The organism is Enterobacter sp. 01-M-03-SI-ECC (genome assembly GCF_047530215.1).
GTDB lineage: Bacteria > Pseudomonadota > Gammaproteobacteria > Enterobacterales > Enterobacteriaceae > Enterobacter > Enterobacter chengduensis.
Window position 1 is genome coordinate 101,086 of the sequence record NZ_JBLKDA010000010.1, and the last position, 19,876, is coordinate 120,961.

A 19,876-nucleotide genomic window follows, 5' to 3' on the forward strand; every position below is an offset into this window, starting at 1 on the left:
AAGTTTGAATGAAACTGGATATAGAGTATCCTGACGCTGTTTTTAACACAGTTGTAATATGAGGTTAATCCCTTGAGTGACATGGCGAAAAACCTAATACTCTGGCTGGTCATTGCCGTTGTGCTGATGTCAGTATTCCAGAGCTTTGGGCCCAGCGAGTCGAATGGCCGCAAGGTGGATTATTCTACCTTCCTGCAGGAGGTCAATCAGGACCAGGTTCGCGAAGCGCGTATCAACGGACGTGAGATCAACGTTACCAAGAAAGATAGTAACCGTTACACGACTTACATCCCGGTGAACGATCCTAAGCTGCTTGATAACCTTCTGACCAAAAACGTCAAGGTGGTTGGTGAGCCGCCAGAAGAACCAAGCCTGCTGGCTTCTATCTTCATTTCCTGGTTCCCGATGCTGCTTCTTATCGGCGTCTGGATCTTCTTTATGCGTCAGATGCAGGGCGGCGGTGGCAAAGGTGCCATGTCGTTCGGTAAGAGCAAGGCGCGTATGCTGACGGAAGACCAGATCAAGACCACGTTCGCGGACGTCGCCGGTTGTGACGAAGCGAAAGAAGAGGTGGGTGAACTGGTTGAATACCTGCGCGAGCCGAGCCGTTTCCAGAAGCTGGGCGGTAAGATCCCGAAAGGCGTGCTGATGGTTGGCCCTCCGGGTACCGGTAAAACCCTGCTGGCGAAAGCCATCGCGGGTGAAGCGAAGGTGCCGTTCTTTACTATTTCAGGTTCTGACTTCGTTGAAATGTTCGTGGGTGTCGGTGCATCTCGTGTGCGTGACATGTTCGAGCAGGCCAAGAAGGCAGCACCGTGCATTATCTTCATCGATGAAATCGACGCCGTAGGCCGCCAGCGTGGCGCAGGTCTGGGCGGTGGTCACGATGAACGTGAACAGACCCTTAACCAGATGCTGGTTGAGATGGACGGCTTCGAAGGTAACGAGGGTATCATCGTTATCGCGGCGACTAACCGTCCGGACGTACTTGACCCCGCGCTGCTGCGTCCAGGCCGCTTTGACCGTCAGGTTGTTGTCGGTCTGCCGGATGTTCGTGGTCGTGAACAGATTCTGAAAGTTCACATGCGTCGCGTACCGCTGGCGCCAGATATCGACGCGGCAATCATTGCGCGCGGTACTCCGGGCTTCTCCGGTGCCGATCTGGCTAACCTGGTCAACGAAGCTGCACTGTTTGCCGCTCGCGGTAACAAGCGCGTCGTATCAATGGTGGAGTTCGAGAAGGCGAAAGACAAGATCATGATGGGTGCGGAACGCCGCTCCATGGTGATGACGGAAGCGCAGAAAGAGTCCACGGCGTACCACGAAGCCGGTCACGCGATTATTGGTCGACTGGTGCCGGAGCACGATCCGGTGCATAAAGTGACGATTATTCCGCGCGGTCGCGCGCTGGGTGTGACCTTCTTCCTGCCTGAAGGCGACGCGATTAGCGCCAGCCGTCAGAAGCTGGAAAGTCAGATCTCCACCCTCTACGGCGGTCGTCTGGCCGAAGAGATTATCTACGGTGCGGAACATGTTTCAACCGGTGCGTCTAACGACATTAAGGTCGCGACAAACCTGGCGCGTAACATGGTGACGCAGTGGGGCTTCTCCGACAAACTCGGTCCGCTGCTGTATGCAGAGGAAGAGGGTGAAGTCTTCCTGGGCCGCTCCGTGGCGAAAGCGAAACATATGTCCGATGAGACGGCACGTATCATCGATCAGGAAGTTAAATCTCTGATTGAGCGTAACTATGCACGTGCTCGCCAGATCCTGAACGACAATATGGACATCCTGCACTCGATGAAAGATGCACTCATGAAGTATGAGACCATCGATGCACCGCAGATTGACGACCTGATGGCGCGCCGCGAAGTGCGTCCGCCAGCGGGCTGGGAAGACCCAGGCGCTTCCAATAATTCTGACAACAATGGCACCCCGCGTGCGCCGCGTCCGGTTGATGAACCGCGTACGCCAAACCCGGGCAACACCATGTCAGAACAGCTGGGCGATAAGTAAGTCACTGCTGTTGACGCGTTTGTCCGTACCTCAAACCCTGGAGCTTGCTCCGGGGTTTTTCATTTCTGTTTAACCACATAGATACCAGGGATTTCGCCATGAAATTATTCGCTCAGGACTCGCATCTCGATCTTTCCCATCCCCATGTGATGGGGATCCTGAATGTTACCCCTGACTCCTTCTCTGACGGCGGCACGCATAACACGCTTATCGAGGCGGTTAAGCACGCAAATTTAATGATTAATGCGGGTGCCACCATCATTGACGTTGGCGGCGAATCGACGCGCCCTGGTGCGGCAGACGTCTCTGTGGAAGAAGAGCTGGCGCGCGTGGTGCCGGTAGTTGAAGCGATTGCACAGCGGTTTGAAGTCTGGATTTCCGTTGATACCTCAAAACCGGAAGTGATTCGTGAAGTAGCGAGAGTGGGCGCTCACATTATTAATGATATTCGTTCGCTCACAGAGCCGGGAGCGATTGAGGCGGCTGCAGAAACCGGGCTGCCGGTTTGCCTGATGCACATGCAGGGGCAGCCGAAAACCATGCAGGAAGCACCGAAGTATGATGATGTCTTTGCCGACGTAAATCGCTTCTTTATTGAGCATATCGCACGCTGTGAGCGTGCAGGTATCCCAAAAGAGAAATTGCTGCTCGACCCGGGGTTCGGTTTCGGTAAAAATCTCTCACACAATTATGCGTTGCTTGCGCGCTTATCGGAATTCCATCACTTTGGTCTGCCGCTGCTGGTGGGGATGTCGAGAAAGTCGATGATTGGGCAGTTGCTGAACGTGGGGCCGAGCGAACGCCTGAGCGGCAGCCTTGCCTGTGCGGTGATTGCAGCGATGCAGGGTGCGCACATTATCCGTGTCCATGACGTCAAAGAAACAGTAGAAGCCATGCGTGTGGTGGAAGCCACACTGGCAGCGAAGGAAAACAAACGCTATGAGTAATCGTAAATATTTTGGTACCGATGGTATCCGTGGGCGCGTAGGCGATGCGCCCATCACCCCTGATTTTGTCCTGAAGCTCGGCTGGGCTGCTGGTAAAGTGCTGGCGCGTCATGGTTCCCGTAAGATCATTATCGGTAAAGACACCCGTATTTCGGGGTATATGCTGGAGTCCGCGCTCGAAGCGGGCCTTGCGGCGGCTGGACTATCCGCCTCCTTTACGGGCCCAATGCCAACGCCGGCCGTTGCGTATCTGACGCGTACCTTCCGTGCGGAAGCGGGAATTGTCATCTCGGCTTCTCACAACCCGTTCTATGACAACGGCATTAAATTCTTCTCCATTGATGGCACCAAGCTGCCGGATGACGTGGAAGAAGCCATTGAAGCCGAAATGGAAAAAGAGATCACCTGTGTGGATTCCGCAGATCTGGGTAAAGCGAACCGTATCGTTGATGCGGCGGGTCGTTATATCGAATTCTGTAAAGGAACCTTCCCGAATGAGCTGAGCCTGGCCCACCTTAAAATTGTGGTGGACTGTGCCAACGGTGCGACCTACCACATTGCGCCAAACGTCTTCCGCGAGCTGGGTGCGAAAGTGATCGCCATCGGCTGCGAGCCGGATGGTCTGAACATCAACGAGCAGGTTGGTGCGACGGACGTTCGTGCCCTGCAGGCGCGCGTTCTGGCGGAAAAAGCCGATCTGGGTATTGCCCTGGACGGCGACGGTGACCGCGTGATCATGGTTGACCACGACGGTAACAAGGTCGACGGCGATCAGATCCTCTACATCATTGCACGCGAAGGCCTGCGTCAGGGCCAGCTGCGCGGCGGTGCGGTGGGGACGCTGATGAGCAACATGGGCCTGGAACTGGCGCTGAAACAGCTCGGTATCCCGTTTGTCCGCGCGAAAGTGGGTGACCGCTATGTGTTGGAAAAACTGCAGGAGAAGGGCTGGCGCATCGGTGCAGAAAACTCGGGTCACGTGATCCTGCTCGACAAAACGACCACCGGTGACGGTATTGTGGCCGCGCTGCAGGTGGTTGCCGCGATGGCGCGCAACCATATGAGCCTGCACGACCTCTGCAGCGGCATGAAAATGTTCCCTCAGATCCTGGTCAACGTCCGTTTCACTGCCGGCAAAGGCGACCCGCTGGAAAATGAGAACGTGAAAGCGGTGATGGCTGACGTTGAAGCGGCCCTGGGCAGCCGTGGACGCGTGCTGTTGCGTAAGTCCGGAACTGAACCTTTGATTCGCGTGATGGTAGAAGGCGAAGACGAAGCGCAGGTAACCGAGTTTGCTCACCGTATTGCGGATGCCGTGAAAGCTGCATAATACTTCAATAAATGACCTCTAAGGCGGCGCTTGCCGCCTTTTTTGTTTAGTAAGCCCTCAATAATTTCCATAAAGTTCCAGATTTTTCTTTTTTTACGCTCAGCGCTAATATTGAGAATAGATTTAATGCCATTTTGGCATGAATACCTTTTCTCTCATCCATAAAATAATTGAATATTATATATTTAACTTTTTATTTTAAACTTTGAAATTATTAAAGCTTATTTTTCCTCGCGTTTTAATTATGCTATAAAAACTCATTTATAAGGCTGGCTGAACTTTACATGGACTGGAGTTAAACGCGGATGAGTAAAAAATTATACGAAGGAAGTATCGCACCCAAAGAACGTATAAATATTAAATATGTTCCAGCAACAGGGGATGAACAAGCTGAAGTCGAATTACCTCTCAACATTTTAGTCGTGGGCGATCTAAAAGGGGGTAAAGAAGATTCGGCTATTGAAGAAAGAGAGGCTATCTCAATTAATAAGCATAACTTTGATTCGGTTATGCAGACGGCTGGCCTACAACTGAATTTTTCAGTAAAAAACAGGTTGCAGGACAATGCTGAGGAAGCGTTGCCGATCAGGTTGAACATTAATGCGCTCAAAGAGTTTTCACCCGATAACGTGGCACGACAAGTTCCTGAATTAAAGAAGTTACTTGACCTAAGAGAGGCTCTGGTCGCGTTGAAGGGCCCATTGGGTAATATTCCTTCTTTCAGGGCAAGTCTACAGAAGTTACTAACAGATGGCGAAATGCGTGCGCAACTTCTCAAAGAACTTGGTATCGCTCGTGAAGAAGATAGCGCCATAAAAGAGTAATTTCCCTGGAGAATTAACAAGGTGTCCGTATGATAGTTGAAAGTGTTACTCAAAACGGTGAATTAAAAAGCGAGTCATCCTCATTACTTGATCACATAATGCATCAGGCCAGGCTTCAACCTGAGGATGAAGGATATGATATTGCTAAGCATGACATATCAGCATTTATAGCAAATTTACTGGAGTCAGGTCAGGAAGATGTTCCAGTAAATAAGTTGATCGTTGATAGAATGATCGCTGAACTCGACCAAAAAATGAGTGCTCAGATGGATGAAATCCTGCATTCTGACGAGTTTCAGAATATGGAATCCTCATGGCGTTCATTAAAACTTCTGGTGGACAGAACGGATTTCAGAGAAAACATCAAAATTACGATCCTGCATGCCACAAAAGAAGAGTTGCTAGACGATTTTGAGTATTCGCCTGAAATTGTACAATCTGGATTCTATAAGCATATCTACGCGAGCGGTTATGGCCAGTTTGGCGGAGAGCCGGTGGCTGCTGTCATTGGTAACTATGCGTTTACACCCTCTGCCCCGGATATGAAACTCCTCCAGTATGTCAGTTCCGTCGGCGCTATGGCGCATGCGCCATTTATCTCTTCGGTCTCACCTGCCTTCTTTGGCCTCAAAAGCTTTACTGAACTTCCTGCCATTAAGGAGTTAAAGGCTGTTTTCGAAGGTCCGGCATACGTCAAGTGGCGTGCCTTAAGAGAATCAGAAGACTCACGATATTTAGGACTCACGGCACCGCGTTTCTTGTTACGCCTTCCTTACGACAGTGAAGATAATCCGGTTAAATCCTTTGATTATCATGAAAATATTCAGAGTGATCATGATAATTACCTGTGGGGAAATACGGCCTATCTGATGGCCTGTAACCTGACGGATAGCTTCGCCCGTTATCGCTGGTGTCCAAATATCATTGGACCTCAAAGTGGTGGTGCTGTGCATGACTTACCAGTACATAAGTTTGAATCCCTTGGGCAACTACAGGCCAAAATCCCAACCGAAGTTCTGATAACCGACCGTCGCGAGTTCGAACTTGCTGAAGAGGGATTTATCACGCTGACCATGCGCAAAGGCAGCGATAATGCCGCTTTCTTCTCGGCAAACTCAGTACAGAAATGCAAAGTATTCCCCAATACGCGGGAAGGGAAAATCGCCGAAACCAATTACCGCCTTGGCACTCAACTTCCTTACATGTTCATCATTAACCGTCTGGCACACTATGTAAAAGTACTCCAGCGTGAACAGCTTGGTGCGTGGAAAGAGCGCCAGGATCTGGAGCGAGAACTAAATCGCTGGATTAGGCAGTATGTCGCTGACCAGGAAAACCCGCCTGCAGAAGTACGTAGCCGCCGCCCTTTACGTGCAGCTCAAATCACCGTTTCTGATGTAGAAGGCGATCCAGGCTGGTATCAGGTGTCCATGGCTGTACGGCCACATTTTAAATACATGGGAGCGAGTTTCGAACTCTCTCTCGTTGGCCGTTTGGACAAGGAATAAGGCGTGTCTGCGCTTACTGCATGGCGAAGGAGTCGTTCTGCCAGCCTTTTTGAGCGCATTGAGGAGTGTAACGCCGCCAGATCTGAGGATGAGCCTGACGATCTGGTGGCTTCTCTAAAACGCAATCTTCAGGCGATACTCAACACTCGCTCTGGTAGCGCGCAGAGTTGTCCGGAATTAGGCATCGTCGATTTCAACGATGCAACGGGAAGCTCTGTGGAAGTCTATTCGGCGATGTGTAGGGCAATAAAAGGATGCATAGAGGATTATGAGCCGAGAATAAGCAGGGCTGAAATTATCGCGCAACCCAATGAAGCCGATCCCTTAACGCTCTATTTTTTGGTTAAGGCGTATGTTTCATTTGAGGATCGCGAGAGCATTATCAATTTCAATTTGCGTATTGATGGAAATCACAAATATAAATTTGAGTGAATATAAATAATATTTATGGAACTAGAAGAGTTTTTCAGGGATGAATTATCCTGGTTACGAAAGCAGGGGGCCGATTTCTCCAGAACCAGCCCCCAGCTCACCCGTTTCCTTGCAGAAAAGAGTGCGGATCCAGACGTTGAGAGACTTCTGGAAGGTTTTGCATTCTTATCAGGCACGCTTCGTGCAAAAATTGAGGATGATTTTCCGGAACTGACTCATGGTTTACTGAATATTTTATGGCCTAATTATCTAAGGCCTGTTCCATCATTTACCATTATTGAGTGCCAGCCCAAGTTGGGATCGATAACCGAGTCTTGCCTTGTTAAAAAAGGGATTAAGCTGGGCTCAGAGGAAATAAAGGGGACTGGATGTACATTTTCGACCTGCAGGGATATCCGGATTTTACCCGTTGAACTTACCAACCTTGTAACGATAAACACTAATGAGAATGGATGCCTTTCGCTGACACTTAAGCCATTTAGCACAATGCCTCTCAATAAGATAAGGCTGGACAACCTAAGATTGTTTCTTGGTAGTGACTACTATGTCGCTACTCAACTCTATCTTTACATGCTTAACCATATTAAAAATGTCACGGTTAAGCTGAATGGTACCGAATTTACGCTGTCTGAAGTCAAAGCTAGCCCAGTCGGGTTTTCTGACGATGATGCCTTGCTGCCGTACCCCAAAAACGTCTACTCAGGCTACCGTATTTTGCAGGAGTTTTTCTGTTTTCCTGAAGGGTTTTTGTTTGTAGACATTCATGGCTTTGACCAGCTTCCGCAGGATATACCGGTAAGCGATATTGAACTCAGTTTCCATTATGACAGACCTTTTCCCTCTGACTGTCGTATTACATCTTCATCAGTTAAATTGAATTGTTCCCCTGCGGCGAATCTCTTTGAACATCATGCAGAGCCCATTCAGCTTCACGGAAAGCGAATACACTATCCGCTCAGGGCAAGCCATATGCTCCCCGAACATTATGAAGTGTTTTCCGTTGAGAAAGTGGAAGGCTGGAAAAGTGAACATGCAGGAAAGGACGGCGAACGGATCAAGGGAAAACTCAGAACATATCATGCTTTTGAAAGCTTCAGACACGACGTTGAGTTTGAAAAAAAGAGGACGATGAATTATTTCAAAGTAAGCATTTGCAACTCCATGAAAATGAAGGGCTATGAGCATAATATTTCATTTCTGCGCAGTGACGAAAGCATTCTGGGGCAAAGTGATGAAATCGTTGCGGTTACGATGCTCTGCACAAACCGGAATTTACCCGCGGAACTTGGAATCGGTGATATCTGCCTCCCTCTTGGAGACTCACCACCCTGGCTCGCTTACAGCAATATTTCGTTACCTTCGCAGACATTGCGTCCGCTGATTGATGAAAAATTACACTGGACCCTTATCTCCAGCATGGCACTCAACTACCATTCACTTCTGGATAAGGATGCGTTGTTACAAATAATTCGGAATTATGATTTCCCGGCGATGAACGATCGGCAGGCGGCAAAAATATCTCAGAAAAGATTTGAAGGGATGGAAAAAATCGAGACAAAACCTGTCGACAGATTGATCCGGGGTATGCCGGTCAGGGGGATCCATTCAACATTATATGCTAAGCAAAGTGCTTTCATGAGTGAGGGGGAGTTTTACTTATTTGGATGCATTCTGGCACGGTTTTTATCACTTTTTTCAAATATTAATTCATTTCATGAGTTGTCATTAATAGATACTGAAAATAATTCCACTTATCACTGGCCATTACAACAGGGTAATCATTCATTGATATAATGAATAATAATTTAAAAGATTATAATTTCTACCAGCTTGTAGAGTTGCTCTATCGTAGTGAAGGGCAGGATATCGAACACCCTGGGAATCAGTCACCCGAAAATGAGCGGATTCGGTACTTTGCCAGTGCTTCACTTGGATTTCCTGCAGGCGATATAGTATCTGTTACTAAGCAAGAATATGGTTATGACATAGAGGTATCGTTCCTCGGACTGCATGGCGCTCAGTCGCCGTTACCCGGATATTACCTGGAAAACCTTGCATGGCAGTATATGCATCAAGAAAATGGACCGGGACAATTTTTGAATTTCTTTAACCATCGTTTTTTGATGCTGCTACATCGTGGATGGAGAAAATATCGTTACCATGTTCGATATCGTCCTGGCGGGGTTGACCGATTTTCTCAATGCATGTTTGCCCTGATAGGGCTGGGAAGTGAAACGCTGCGCGATTCGGTGGCGATAAATCACAGCAAAATGTTAGCCTATGCTGGGCTCCTTGCCGCACCCGGTCGTTCTCCTCAGGTTGTTGAGGGGCTAATTTCTCATTGCTTTGATTTGGATGACGTCAAAATTTTATGTTGGCAATATCGCCGCGTAGCAATAGCAAAGCATCAACAAAATCGACTCGGAAAAGCCAATATGTCACTAGGCAATGATTTTGTCGTTGGAGAATATGCGCCAAATATCAGCAGTAAATATATATTGAAAATTAATAACTTAAGCTATTCTACTTTTTTGCGTTTTCTTCCCAACGGCGATCTTTTTGCGCCGCTAACAAAAGTAATGTCTTTTATAATGAGAGAACAGTTTGCGTGGGATTTAGAGTTGAATTTAGCCCACAACCAGTCTGAAAATACTTGCCTCGGTCGTGGAAAGGGATGTCTACTCGGTTGGACGACTTTTCTTGCTCCTTTGCCAAAAAATTTAAAAGTTTCACTCTGTGTTCAGGAATAATTTATATGAATGATTCAATGGAACTGATTCTAACCATTGTTGATATGAATAGTATCGGCAGAAAACTCGATCGTTCTCATCGTTTTAATAAAGAGGGCGGAACGATTGGGAGTCTTGATGCGGGTGAAACCCGGCACTGGCAGGTGCAGGATAACCGTCAGGAGATCCAAAGTATTCATGCCAGAATTCTCTGGCAAGATGGTCAATTTTGTCTTGAAGATGTCAGTGGAACAACCTTTGTCAATGATGCCGAGCACAGTATAGGCGCGCAAAATGTGGTTGCGTTGTCCGCAGGGGACCAGATCAAAATGGGGAGCATTACATTCACTACGCAGATAATTTTCGGTAGTGAAAAAGTGGATATTGCTGATTATCAACATCCCCAGAGCCTTATTGCTATGTCGAACCAAAGCGATGTAAACCAAATCATTGACGAACCTTCATTAAAGGGGGAGCGTTCAGGCTACCCGCAATCTGTTGTTTATAGTCATCGGCCTTATGATCCGGGCACGCTGGGTATGGGCGGTTCGCTTTTATCCTCAGGATTTATACCTTCAGAAGATAATATTCTCGACACCTCCTCCGCTATTTCACAGGCGGATCCCATGCTGGATGAAGAATTTATTGATATCCCTACGCCAGCGTCGTCTCTTTATGACGAGAGTCATGTAACCCAGCCCTTTGAAAGCGTAGCAATTACGCCGTTAATGCGCGGAATGGGACATTTTTTAAATCTTTCTGACAGCCAGCAGGCCAATGGTTTTTTAGAAGAAGCCGGACGCACGCTGGAGGCTGCTATTAAAGGGATTCTGCTTCTGGAGCAGGATCGCATTCGTGTTAATAAGCAGCTTCAACCTGTAGAAGATAATCCGCTACGGCTAGGCTTAGATTATGTTGCCACGGTTGATGCCCTTTTCGGGGATCAAAAAAGCCAGGTTCATTTGTCGCCATCAGCGGCGATAACGGAATGCCTCTCCTTTTTGAGAATGCACGCGTATGCCTCTCGTCAGGCTGTGAACGAAGCCCTCACGTCTGTGGTTGACACCTTCGCCCCTGACGTTCTTATGGCGCGTTTTCAGCGCTACCGTCGCGATCACCTGGTGGATATAAACGATCCGACATGGATTTGGGAAATGTATAACCACTATTTTGAAGAGCTAAAATCGACAAGGCAGCAGGGCGTCGACCGTCTGTTTCATGAAGTTTTCGAACAAGTCTACGATAAAGCTCTGCGTGAATTACGCGATGAGGACAAAGCATGAGATGGTTGTTAATGTTGATTACAGGCTCGTCGCTCCTCCTGTTTTCAGTACTGCTATCAGGGTGTAAAAATCCCCTCTGGCCTGTAGATAAAACGCCTGATGTTTCGACACTTCCATCGCAAGCTGGGCTCACATTGCTGGCCGACGGTGACATCAATCCTAATGAGAGCCAGGCGGCTTCACCGGCCTCATTTCAGGTTATCTGGATGTCAGAGGATTCTAAACTTTTAGCCTCAGATATTGATCAGCTCACGACCAAAAAAATTGAAGACATTCTCGGTAAAAACTACCTGAACCACCAGGATTTCACCCTTATACCGGGGCAATATAAATATATTCCGCCCGTCGAACTTGACAAACAAACGCGATTTATTGGCGTCGCAGTTTACTTCAGCCAGCCAAATGAAACGCAGTGGAAGAAGGTGATAAAAGTTTCACCCATTGGTCATCGTTATCAGATTTTAATTCATTTGCATAAGAACAGCGTAGATATCCTCAAGGAGAGCGAAGACTGATGTTAACCCGCAATCGGATTGTCTGGGGGGAAGGGTTATTTATCAAGCCCCAACATTTTCAGCAGCAGCAAAGGCATAACGATTATCTGCTTTATACTTCGCTTTCAGCTTTTACTGAGCATTTTTACGGCGTATCTGAGTTAAAAATTAACGAAGATCACTTAGGCTTTGGACGTATTACGCTTGTGACGGCTTCTGGCATCATGCCCGATGGAACCTTCTTTAGCCTACCTTATGAAGATGTTCTTCCCCTTCCGCTGCAGGTCTCAGAGGCAAATTTGGTTGGGCAAGTGGTCTATCTTGCGGTGCCTTTGGCGAGCGATCACATCCTTGAGATAAATACTTCTCTGGAGCATAGCGGAAGCCGGACGCGCTATCAGGCATGCCTTGAGTCAGTTCGCGATCTTTATTCTCAAAGTGCAGAAATAGCAGCAGTAAATGTCGCCAAAGTTAACCTGCGGCTGATGCTTGAAAGTGAGGACAGAAGCACATTTGCGTCGCTCCCTGTTGCGCGAATTGCGGATAAAAGACCTGACGGAAGCTTGCTGCTGGATCCACATTTTATTCCAACCTGCTTAACCATTAATACCGTCACGCATTTGAAAAGCTTTTTGTCTGAAGTCACCGGTCTGGTTTCTGAGCGTGCAAAAAATCTGGCAGACAGGATTGGCTCCCCTGGTCAGCAGGGCGTCGCTGATGTTGCTGAATTTATGCTGCTACAGCTTTTAAATCGCATGCAACCGGTCCTTGAGCATTTAAACAGCCGAGCCGTTGTGCACCCCGAACATCTTTTCACTCTGCTATCCGGATTTTGCGGTGAATTAATGACATTTACCGATCTTAGCCGCTTACCGAAGAGTATCCCACGCTATTATCATGATGATTTACAGCGTAGTTTTCATCCATTAATGCTGGCACTTCGACAGGCGCTGAGTACCGTTCTTTCACCTCGGGCGCAGTCTTTGCAATTACTTGAGCAGCGTTTTGGCGTCTTTGTTGCTGCAGTTACGCAGGAAGAACTGCTCCGTGATGCAGACTTTATCCTTGCAGTGAAAGCGAACATGCCTCTCGATATTTTGAGTAAGCAATTTGTTCAGCAAAGTAAAATCGCAACACCTGAAGCTATTATGAAACTGGTTAGCACGCATACGCATGGTATTCCTTTACGTCCGCTTGCTACTTCGCCTCGTCAGTTGCCATACCATAATGGCTATATTTACTTCTCTTTAGATCGCCAAAGCCCTTACTGGCCCAGAACGGGGACAAACAGCGGGTTTGCTTTTCATATCGGCGGGAAGTTTCCGGAACTGGATATGCAATTCTGGGCTATCAGGAGATAAAATGAAATGAATGCCACACACACTACGTTTGCTCAAGATAACGGCTTAAGGAACATACCCGCGGTGGATGACTTTTCTGGAATGATTAACCATCCCAATCCGTTAATCAGAGAGTCGTCTCCTTTGCTGGGCTTTACTGTTCGGGTTAAAACCTTACTCGATCCCCCTGAAGATAAAAAACTTATTGATCTGATTGAGCAGGATATTCGCCATATATTGTTGCGCCTTGAGGCGGAACGCTATGAACCAGGGATTTTAATTTCCTGGAGTTATTTCTTCTGTACATTTATTGACGAAATGGTTATGGCTCGTCCCTGGGGAATTGAATGCTGGGCACAGCATACTTTGCTGGTTCGTTTTCACAGTGAGACCTGGGGAGGAGAAAAATGTTATCAACTTATCAACCGGTTATTACTTGAGCCTTCACGTTACCATGATTTGCTTGAGTTTATTCATCTCTGTCTGTGCCTGGGCTTTCAGGGGCGTTACCGGATGACGGCGCAATATCAAGAAGAGCGAGAACGTATTCTGCGTCTTATACATCAGAAGTTGCAAAGCGTTCGTGCGCAGCAACCTGCCGAGCGCACCGCTCTTCTCAGCAACACGGTAATTCACGTTGGCTCTACGGAACGAGAGAGGAGATATCGACTGCATGGGCTTTTGTCGGTAAAGAAAATCGCCTGGATGATGGCGTTTATCGCGTTGGCGGGATTTTTACTCTTCAACTGGCAGTTACATATTCAGACGGAAAATATCATTGATAGGCTGGATGTTTTATTACCGTAAAACAATAAGCGGTTTCATAAGAACGTAATGTAAGAGATAAAAAATGATTAGGATTGAAATAGCCGCTCTTGTAGAACGGTTGCATCCTCTCGTTCGTCGTGCTCTCGAGCAGGCTGCGGCGGTGAGTGTTAATCAGCATGCAACTGAAATTAGCGTAATTCATTTATTGAATGAATTAATTGAGTCTCCACTTTGCGATATAGGGTTCATATTTGATGAATATGGCATCGATGCTGGTCGAGCAAAATCTTTATTACATGTTAACCCTCTCGATCGTACTGACTATCCGCAGTCATACCCTTCATTTTCACCATTACTTATTGAATGGTTACAGGATAGCTGGTTACTGGCGTCGACGGAGCTGAATCAAAAAGAGCTGCGTAGCGGAGCCCTGTTTTTGGTCTTGCTGACGCATCGTCATCGCTATCTTCCTGTTGATTTTTGCCGTCTAATCGAAGGAATACACCGCGAGCAGCTGACTGCCAAAATTACTCAAATCACAAAGGATTCGGCTGAGAATCGCACGACTGATTCTCCCTCATCCGCAACGCCTCCGGTCAATGTTGGTGGGGAGGGCTCAATACTTGCCCGCTTTACTACCGATGTTACCCAGGCTGCACGTGAGAACCAGCTCGACCCCGTTTTATGTCGGGATGAAGAGATAGACCTGATGATCGATATTCTCTGTCGTCGTCGCAAAAATAATCCGATAGTGGTCGGCGAAGCCGGCGTGGGGAAAAGTGCGCTTATTGAAGGGCTGGCGATTCGCATTGTTGCGAACCAGGTGCCAGACCAGCTCAAAGGGACGGTACTCCTTTCGCTCGATCTGGGAGCGATGCAGGCGGGAGCCTCAGTTAAAGGTGAGTTTGAGAAGCGATTCAAAGGGATCATGCAGGAAGTCTTCGATGCGCCAATGCCCGTCATTTTATTTATAGATGAAGCGCATACACTGATAGGCGCGGGCAATACGCAGGGTGGGCTGGATGTTTCAAATTTACTCAAGCCCGCGCTGGCCAGAGGGGAGCTAAAAACGATCGCTGCGACGACCTGGCGGGAGTACAAAAAATACATTGAGAAAGACGCGGCATTAACCCGACGTTTCCAGCTTGTAAAAGTCAACGAACCCGATCTCGTTCAGGCAACAACTATTCTGCGAGGATTGGTGGCCCGTTATGAACTCGCGCATAACGTTCTTGTTGATGACGAGGCGCTGGTCGCTGCGGTTCAATTAAGTGCTCGTTATCTTTCAGGACGACAACTCCCTGATAAAGCTATCGATGTGCTTGATACCGCTTGTGCACGCTGCGCAATTAACCTGACGGCTCCACCCCGAGAGTACACCCAGCTTGAAACCCGGTTGAAAGAGACGGAACAAGAAATTCATCATATTGAACGTGAGCAGCGCATAGGTCTAAACGAAAATGCGGAACGCCTGGGCGAGCTCTTTTCATTGCGTCAACGTCTACAGATCGAACGGGAAACGCTTGAAAAGCAGTGGCATAGTCAGAAGGCATTGGTTTCGGAAATAATCTCTTTGCGTCAGTCTCTTCTTAAGGAGGAAGCATCTTCCGATACCGCAATGCAATTAGCGGATCGCGAAGCGCAGCTAATTGCGTTACAAAAAACGCAGAAATGTCTTTCCACACATGTCGACAAAGATCAGATTTCGACAGTCATCGCTGAATGGACAGGGGTACCTCTACAGCAGATCACGCAAAATGAGCTGAAGGTTATTACAGAGCTTCCGGATTTCCTCTCCAGGACCATTAAAGGCCAGGACCTTGCCATTGGGCATCTTCATCGACATTTATTAACCGCACGCGCAGACTTGAGGCGAACCGGACGTCCCCTGGGCGCCTTTTTGCTGGTAGGGCCAAGCGGTGTCGGTAAAACAGAAACAGTATTACAACTGACCGAACTCCTCTTTGGGGGAAATGCCTGGTTAACGACTATCAATATGTCGGAATTTCAGGAAAAACATACCGTTTCAAGACTCATTGGCTCTCCTCCTGGCTATGTTGGGTACGGCGAAGGAGGGATCCTGACGGAGGCTATACGTAAAAAGCCCTATTCCGTCGTCCTGCTCGATGAAGTCGAAAAAGCGCATCCAGACGTGCTGAATTTATTCTATCAAGCCTTTGATAAAGGGGAGATGGCGGATGGTGAAGGGCAGCTTATCGACTGCAAGAATATCGCCTTTTTCCTGACATCAAATCTGGGTTACCAGACCATTGTTGACATGAGTGAGAGTCCGGAGCAGATACCTGATGTGCTCTATCCAGAACTGGCTGCATTCTTCAAACCGGCCTTACTTGCACGTATGGAAATTGTGCCTTTCCTCCCGTTAGGCAGTGAGACATTGGTGTCCATTATTCGCAGCAAGCTTGCTGATCTATCGAATAAGCTATCTACACGATTTAACGCGGAAATTATTATTGACGAGGCGGTTTATCAGGAGATTTTTGACCGGGCAACCCGCAAAGAAAATGGCGCTCGAATGCTGGAGTCCGTCATAGACGGAGCATTATTGCCGCCTGTTTCCATGGTGATTTTACAAAAACTCGCACAGGGCGAGACCATCAGCCGTATCCATTTTGGCATTGAGGCGAGTAATTTCACGGTTGAGGTCGAAAGCTAATGCCCGAGCCAGCGCTGCCTGCAATCCTGGAACTGCTAGCCTGTCAGCAGGTGGACGATCTTATGACATGTTTTGCCAGCAAGATCGCCATGATGGCCCCAGGCGGAAGCCAAATCCTCGGTGTAATTCCTTTCCCGGGGGCTGAAATAGCATGCCAGGTAACAGGTGAGAAGGCTGCAACGCTACATCTGAATGTTGACGACTTCAGGCATCCTCTGGCGCAGGTTATTCGCAGCGCTAAACCCGCCGTTTGGCTATCGCTGAATTATGGTGCAAGGATTGAACATCCCAAATTTCGTGAGCTGGTATTGCGCCAGGAGGGGGAATGCGGGCTGTATGCGATTCCCCTGCTGGAGGGGCAAGGGAGAGTGTGGGGCATTTGGGCCATCCTGGCACCCGCTACAACTCTTGAAGCATTGCTCAATGTTGAAAGTCAGTTCTCATCTTTATTGCAGGTCTTCCTGATCCGTTCAAGGGAACTGAATAAGGATGGCGCTCAGATTGAGCCTGCTCAACGGCCACAAGCTGCGAAAAATCAGCCATGGCGCGTTTCGGGCGACAGTGTCCAACAGGCTGTTGAAGCATTGTCCCACGGAAAACCGGTGCTGATTGTTGGGGAAAAGGGAACGGGAAAGACCTGGCTCGCCCATTATTTGCACCGTTATTTCACCCTACAGGTCCCGCTCGTCAATCTTGATTGTGCAGTACTTTCCGAGGAATGGCAGGGCATAAAGATTTTTGGCGAGAAAAATGTTTCCGGAAGCGCCTTAGTCAAAGCTCATCGTGGATTTTTACTGCTCGAGAACATTGACAGGCTGGCGCCACGCTGGCACGGCTATCTACAGCATTTTCTGGATACCAATGAGGTGCTGAGTACGGATGGGCGAGACGCCGGGGATGTCCATCTGAAGCTTATTCTCACCACCCGGGATCGCGAAGAATGGAAAAGAAAGCACGCTGGTTTTTATCACCGGATTGCCGGGAGTGAAATTTATCTCCCACCATTAAGGGTACAACGACAGGATATTAGACAGATTGTAGAACGATTTTTAATCGAAAATCAGCAAGACCTGCCGGGTGATTTTTATCTGGCTGAGGAGGTCATTGAGTTATTAACAGGGTATTCATATCCAGGAAATATAAGGGAAATGGAAAATATTCTCCTTGATTATATCTTTTGGGTGAAAAGTAGCGGCATGGCGGGCGGATTCAAGGCACTCAGGGAGAAAACCGTCAGTCGTCCTGCGGGTATTTATTCTTCCTTGTCAGATAGCCATGATTCCGGTTCGCTCAAAGCTATTTTGTCTCGTTACGAAACGATAGTTTTACGTCAGCGGCTGGAAAAATACAATTTTGATAAAGAAAGGACGGCCGCCAGTCTCTCAATATCAAGACGTTCACTGGATATGAAGTGCAAAAAATCAGGAATAGTGCGATGAAATTAAAAGTATTCATGGCAATGATATTTTTTCTTCCATTTATTAATGCTCCTTTTACCGCCGCAGCAGAAAAAACGTCGCCGGAATCATCTTACGGATGAGGTAAAAACGGCTCTGCTGGCCTGTCGTCAGCAATCGTCTCCCTTACCTCGTCTGCAGTGTTATGACCAGGCGTGGCACCCTGAAATTAACGTTTATCAGGCGGACAGGCCTGACCGCTATTGGTTACAAATTATGGAGCAGGAAAAACAACGTCAGAGTGGCGATCCCGTAATGATACTCAAAACATTCAATACAGAGGGCTCGGCCGGGATAGTGATGTTGACGGTGCCGGGCAATGGCAATTATCCCGCACGGGCGATATTTGCCATCAGTTGTATAGAGAATATTACCCGTATGCAAATCGCGTTTACGGCGCCACAGGGAAAGGGTGACCAGATGCTGGAAATGCATGCGGATGGCAAGGTGCTCACCAGCCGCTGGTTCTGGCGAGGAAGCGGGTACCGGCTGGAAGCAAGCCGAGGCCTCCAGGGTATTGCGGAAATACAGCAGCTGTTTGGTGCGAAAGAGTTGGTCATTTCATCCGATCAACCTGCGCTGAAGGACCTGCGTTTTCGTATCGATGGCCTGAAGCAGGCGCTTGAGCCTTTGCGTCAGGCATGCCACTGGTGAGATTGAGATGAAAGCGATGACATTAAACAATCATCCCTGGCTGCAGCGGATCCTGGTCCCGTTGTCGGAGGAAAAAACGACGGCAAAAGTCAACGAAGAATCACCTTTATGGGAAGAGGTTGACAGCGGTATTGCAAGGTTGGGGTCACTTACTCACGAACAAGTTGATATTCCTCGCATTCAGGAAAATTGTCTGGCCCTGCTGGAACAGGAAAGTAAAGATTTTCGGATTGTAATTCATTTATTGCGCACGCTTCAGCATGGCGGGCACCCCCAGCAGGTCGTGCTGGCAAGCGTGTTACTGACCGGTTATTTACGTCATTTTGCCTCCACCGCCTGGCCGCAAGATGCCCGGATCAGAGCCAGGCTTTTACAACAAGTCCTGAAGCGTTTTGAAGGCGTGGCCGGGTACTTCTCACAGCGATGCGATGAAGCTGAAAGAAAACAGTTCCGCGAGACGATGCACGTCTTAGCGGAAATGCTCTCTTCTTTTGATGCAACCTTGTCGTCTGAGGTGAGTTCGCTTATGCAGGTCTATGACCGATCGGCGAGTGACGCTTCCGTCAGGAAAGAGGTGGAGGAGCCGCAGGCTCAGCCGGCAGTCTCCCCGTTAACGCCGCCAGCCACGGCGGGCCTTGAAATCGCAGCTGACTCGGAAAGATCGTGGCGACAAAGCCTGCTTAAAGTGGCCGATCTGTTGTGCGAATCCCATCCTGCCGATCCGGTTGGCTATCTGGTTCGTCGTCATGCGATTTGGGGAAACCTGAATAGTGCTCCGGTGAGCAAGGATGGAATCAGAACGCAGCTTGCAGCTGTCTCCCCGGACCGGGTGTCTGATTATCGCAATAGAATGGCCACCGATCCGCACGTCTGGAAAGAGATTGAAACCAGCCTGACCCTCGCCCCTTGGTGGTTTGATGGGCATTATCTCTCTTCTCAAAGAGCTGAGCAGTGTGGTTTTCATGAGGTGGCACAGGCCATTCGGGAAAGCGTGGCAAGGCTGATTCACAGGCTTCCCGGTATTGAGAAACTGCAATTCAGTGATGGGACATCTTTTGCCAGTCCTGACACTTGCCGCTGGATTATGGACTCGGAGAAAGAGAGCGAGCGTCACGAACTGGCAATAAATGATGATGCATCACTCTGGCAAGAATTCCATCTTAATGGCCTGCAGGCCGCGCTAAACAAACTTGAAGATATTCAGAAGAAGGGAACGCGCGCCGATCCTCGCTTTTATTTTTATAACCAACTCACAACAGCGAGACTGCTGGAGGAAGCAGGCCTGCGTGAACTTGCCCAGCATCAATTCTGCTCGCTCTGGAAAAGTATTCGCACACTCTCGCTGGAGGAGTGGGAACCTTCATTAATGACATTCCTGAAAAAATATATTTCTGACACTTCACAGGGACTGGAGTAA

Annotated in this window: 16 protein-coding genes; all 16 read left to right on the top strand. The window is 48.4% G+C overall.

Going from position 1 to position 19,876, the window contains the following annotated elements; genetic code table 11:
• Positions 1–81 precede the first annotated feature (81 nt).
• A complete protein-coding gene (gene ftsH, locus ACMWKK_RS11705; protein ID WP_045329743.1) occupies positions 82–2,016 on the top strand; it encodes an ATP-dependent zinc metalloprotease FtsH in 1,935 nt (644 codons plus the stop codon).
• A gap of 98 nt (positions 2,017–2,114) precedes the next feature.
• Positions 2,115–2,963, top strand: a complete 849-nt coding sequence (gene folP, locus ACMWKK_RS11710; RefSeq protein ID WP_045329744.1) for a dihydropteroate synthase — start codon at positions 2,115–2,117, stop codon at positions 2,961–2,963.
• Positions 2,956–4,293 (top strand): phosphoglucosamine mutase, encoded by a 1,338-nt coding sequence (gene glmM / locus ACMWKK_RS11715; protein WP_112780493.1) that lies wholly within the window; start codon positions 2,956–2,958, stop codon positions 4,291–4,293. Before folP ends, glmM begins: the two co-directional genes overlap by 8 nt.
• 305 nt (positions 4,294–4,598) lie before the next feature.
• Positions 4,599–5,117: a type VI secretion system contractile sheath small subunit gene (gene tssB, locus ACMWKK_RS11720; protein WP_112780492.1), complete on the top strand. Its 519-nt coding sequence runs from the start codon at positions 4,599–4,601 to the stop codon at positions 5,115–5,117.
• 29 nt (positions 5,118–5,146) lie between these two features.
• Positions 5,147–6,625 carry a type VI secretion system contractile sheath large subunit gene (gene tssC, locus ACMWKK_RS11725; protein ID WP_406542799.1) on the top strand — a complete coding sequence of 493 codons (1,479 nt, stop codon included), beginning with the start codon at positions 5,147–5,149 and terminating at the stop codon, positions 6,623–6,625.
• A 3-nt stretch (positions 6,626–6,628) separates the two neighbouring features.
• Positions 6,629–7,057 carry a type VI secretion system baseplate subunit TssE gene (tssE, locus tag ACMWKK_RS11730; RefSeq protein ID WP_112780490.1) on the top strand — a complete coding sequence of 143 codons (429 nt, stop codon included), beginning with the start codon at positions 6,629–6,631 and terminating at the stop codon, positions 7,055–7,057.
• Positions 7,058–7,072: 15 nt separating this feature from the next.
• Positions 7,073–8,851, top strand: a complete 1,779-nt coding sequence (gene tssF / locus ACMWKK_RS11735) for a type VI secretion system baseplate subunit TssF (RefSeq protein ID WP_112780489.1) — start codon at positions 7,073–7,075, stop codon at positions 8,849–8,851.
• Complete coding sequence (gene tssG / locus ACMWKK_RS11740) at positions 8,851–9,807, top strand: type VI secretion system baseplate subunit TssG (RefSeq protein WP_112780488.1); 957 nt, start codon at positions 8,851–8,853, stop codon at positions 9,805–9,807. The genes tssF and tssG overlap by 1 nt, the downstream gene beginning before the upstream one ends.
• Before the next feature lie 5 nt (positions 9,808–9,812).
• On the top strand, positions 9,813–11,069 hold the full coding sequence (gene tagH / locus ACMWKK_RS11745; RefSeq protein WP_161656292.1) for a type VI secretion system-associated FHA domain protein TagH: 1,257 nt from the start codon (positions 9,813–9,815) through the stop codon (positions 11,067–11,069).
• Positions 11,066–11,584: a type VI secretion system lipoprotein TssJ gene (gene tssJ / locus ACMWKK_RS11750; protein ID WP_112780486.1), complete on the top strand. Its 519-nt coding sequence runs from the start codon at positions 11,066–11,068 to the stop codon at positions 11,582–11,584. The genes tagH and tssJ overlap by 4 nt, the downstream gene beginning before the upstream one ends.
• A complete protein-coding gene (gene tssK / locus ACMWKK_RS11755; RefSeq protein WP_112780485.1) occupies positions 11,584–12,924 on the top strand; it encodes a type VI secretion system baseplate subunit TssK in 1,341 nt (446 codons plus the stop codon). Before tssJ ends, tssK begins: the two co-directional genes overlap by 1 nt.
• 6 nt (positions 12,925–12,930) lie before the next feature.
• Entirely contained in the window at positions 12,931–13,710 is a 780-nt protein-coding gene (icmH, locus tag ACMWKK_RS11760) for a type IVB secretion system protein IcmH/DotU (RefSeq protein ID WP_112780484.1), read from the top strand.
• A gap of 43 nt (positions 13,711–13,753) precedes the next feature.
• Entirely contained in the window at positions 13,754–16,348 is a 2,595-nt protein-coding gene (tssH, locus tag ACMWKK_RS11765) for a type VI secretion system ATPase TssH (RefSeq protein ID WP_112780483.1), read from the top strand.
• Complete coding sequence (locus tag ACMWKK_RS11770; protein ID WP_112780482.1) at positions 16,348–17,787, top strand: sigma 54-interacting transcriptional regulator; 1,440 nt, start codon at positions 16,348–16,350, stop codon at positions 17,785–17,787. Before tssH ends, ACMWKK_RS11770 begins: the two co-directional genes overlap by 1 nt.
• Before the next feature lie 117 nt (positions 17,788–17,904).
• Positions 17,905–18,459 carry a type VI secretion system-associated protein VasI gene (gene vasI / locus ACMWKK_RS11775; protein WP_406542801.1) on the top strand — a complete coding sequence of 185 codons (555 nt, stop codon included), beginning with the start codon at positions 17,905–17,907 and terminating at the stop codon, positions 18,457–18,459.
• A gap of 7 nt (positions 18,460–18,466) precedes the next feature.
• Entirely contained in the window at positions 18,467–19,876 is a 1,410-nt protein-coding gene (gene tssA, locus ACMWKK_RS11780) for a type VI secretion system protein TssA (protein ID WP_112780480.1), read from the top strand.